General features: G+C 58.4%; 3 protein-coding genes. All 3 read left to right on the top strand.

Going from position 1 to position 2,689, the window contains the following annotated elements; genetic code table 11:
• On the top strand, nt 1-904 hold a 904-nt coding region (locus NYP07_RS23860; protein ID WP_268154704.1), incomplete at its 5' end, for a hypothetical protein.
• A complete protein-coding gene (locus NYP07_RS23855) occupies nt 901-1,245 on the top strand; it encodes a hypothetical protein (protein WP_268154702.1) in 345 nt (114 codons plus the stop codon). The genes NYP07_RS23860 and NYP07_RS23855, both read left to right, overlap by 4 nt.
• Nucleotides 1,246-1,542: 297 nt before the next feature.
• A protein-coding gene (locus NYP07_RS23850) for an IS3 family transposase (protein WP_268154700.1) occupies nt 1,543-2,672 on the top strand; the annotation gives its coding sequence in 2 pieces (ribosomal slippage) (nt 1,543-1,801 and nt 1,801-2,672; 1,131 coding nt in all).
• Nucleotides 2,673-2,689 lie beyond the last annotated feature (17 nt).

Raw genomic sequence — 2,689 nt, 5'->3', positions numbered from 1 at the left:
GCCACGCTGGAACTGGATGAAGTTGAACGCCATGGTCTGCACTCCGGGGTGGTTCGGAGGTCAGATTACGGGTCGGGTAGCTCATGGCGTGAGCCTGCTGAGGCACGTTACCAATCAGGATGGAGAATGGTCTGCGATGGGGATCACCATGCACGGCGTAGCCGGATGCGTGACCAGTGTGGCAGCTGGGGGTAAATGCGGCCCCGGTGCACTGAGTGCCGCGTTCTCGCAGGCGGCTCTGCCATACAAGCCAAACAACATCATAGGTGGAACGATTGCAAGCTATGTAATTGGAGGTACAGCTTCAGAGTTGGGTGGTGGAAAATTTGCAAATGGGGCTATAACTGCATCTATGGGGTATCTATTCAATGCCGTGCAGCATGACATGAAGACATCTGGAGGTTATGGGGCCGGTTCGGCGGATGGCGATCATTACTATGTCGTCTGGACTCAGCTCTCAACGAATTGCGATGCAGCTTGTGTACAGGCTTGGTCGAACGCGGCGAATCTCTTCTCGTACCCCAGTCTTGACTTGCGGGCCACTCCTGCCGATACAAGTGGCAGACCGACGGTAGTGTATGGACCGTTCCCGGGTAGTGATCTATCCGATCCGTCGAGCTACGAAACACCAGGCGGCCGCGTTGTCCAGTCTAGGAATGCCGATGGATCTATCACCAACACCACTCTCGGTGATCATGTCTTCTGTTGCGGAACGATCACCCGCAGTCTTGTCCTGGTCGGTGACTCGCTATACATGATGACGGTCGGTACCGGCTACAACGTGTTGCTGGGAACCGGTTATAGAAGTACGTTCTTGGCCAACTGGAATTCTTCGTCGGGACAGCAGATCTTCAAAACACTCGATCAGCAGCTAATTAATTACAAAAAAGGTCATGGCCCATGAATGCTAAAGTCGCTGCATCGATTCGCTATTGGGTGCTATTCTGGATATTTGGTCCAGTCACAGTGACAAGTATATTAATGCTGCTCATTGTGGTTGGTGGGTATGTTGCAGGGCCTAATGCGCAGGGTGTGCTCGCGCGTTTCGCATTCGCTGCCGGCTTCTTTGCGATGTTGGCGCCTGTGATCACTGCACACATCATTACAGTTGCTGCGGTTGTCGGCATAGTCAGTGTGGTGGTGGGCCTGCGCCCAGACTGGAAGTTGCTTGTTGCCATCCTTGTTGGCCTTGCCGTTGGGGCGGTAATTTTATTTAGGTTGTACTTCGCTCCATCGGTTGTATAGCCAATCTGATAGAACCAAATTGTTCTCATTGCTAAGCAACTACCATTCGCCTCTTGCTCTCCATGCCGTATGGCAAGTATGGTGGGGTCTTATTTGTGGATGTGCTGCTATCGCGGTCGCTGGGCTCCAGGGGCAAGGCCAGGGTCTGCATCAGGCGCAATCCTTGCGTGATGAGAAGCAGCAGTTGGCGCAAGCGCTGAATCAAGAGAGCTGGTGCCGGAAATCTGAACACGGCGATGAGTGGAAACTCGGTTCATTGATCGGCCCGTGAGAGCGAGGCGACAAAGGAACGAGAGTATGAGCAGAAGACCCCGCCGCAACCACTCACCGGCGTTCAAGGCCAAGGTGGCGCTGGACGCCATTCGTGGCGAGAAGACGCTGGCCGAGTTGGCCAAGCAGCACGACGTGCACCCGAACCAGATCACCGACTGGAAGAACCAGTTGCTGGAGCGGGCCGCTGGCGTGTTCGGCGCTGAGACGGCCGAGCCGCCGAAGGCCGATTTGCGCGAGTTGCACGCCAAGATCGGCCAGCAGGCGCTGGAGATTGATTTTTTAGCCAGCGCGCTCGGCAAGGCCGGACTGCTGAGCGTAAAGAGATGATCCAGCCGGGACACGAACTCAGCATCAAGCGCCAGGCCGAGTTGCTGAGTATCGCGCGTGGCAGCGCGTACTACGTGCCGCGCCCCGTGTCGGACGCCGACCAAGCGCTGATGCGGCGCATCGACGCGCTGCACCTGGAGCACCCGTTCGCAGGTGCCCGGATGCTGCGCGATCTGTTGCGCCGCGAGGGCTTCGAGGTCGGGCGCAAGCATGTCGGCACGCTGATGGCCAAGATGGGTATTGAGGCGCTGTACAGGAAGCCCAACACGAGCAAGAAGCACCCGGGGCATGCGGTGTACCCATACCTGCTGCGAGGGCGCAAGATCGAGCGCGCCAACGAAGTCTGGGCCATGGACATCACCTACATCCCGATGGCACGAGGCTGGGTCTACCTGGCCGCCGTCGTGGACTGGGCCAGCCGCCGTGTGCTCGCACACCGCGTCTCGATCAGCATGGACACGACGTTTTGCCTGGAGGCGCTGGAAGAGGCGTTTGAGCGGCACGGCAAGCCCGAGGTCTTCAACACGGACCAGGGCAGCCAGTTCACGAGCCTGGCGTTCACGGACGCACTGAAGAAGCGTGGCGTGGACATCAGCATGGACGGGCGCGGCGCCTGGCGCGACAACGTCTTCGTGGAGCGGCTGTGGCGCACGATCAAGTACGAGGAGGTGTACCTGCGTGCCTACGAGTCGGTCAACGATGCCCGGCTGCGGCTGGGGCGCTTCATCGAGTTCTACAACATGCGCCGCCCGCATTCGTCGCTCGGCGCCAAGACCCCGGATGAGTTCTACTTCGCGTCGCTGCCGGCGATTCAACAGGCAGCCTGACGGATCGAGTTCCACTT

The organism is Pelomonas aquatica (genome assembly GCF_026712205.1).
Taxonomy (GTDB): domain Bacteria; phylum Pseudomonadota; class Gammaproteobacteria; order Burkholderiales; family Burkholderiaceae_C; genus Pelomonas; species Pelomonas aquatica.
Note: the sequence above shows the minus strand (reverse complement) of the source record. Positions and strands in the feature narration are given on the sequence as shown.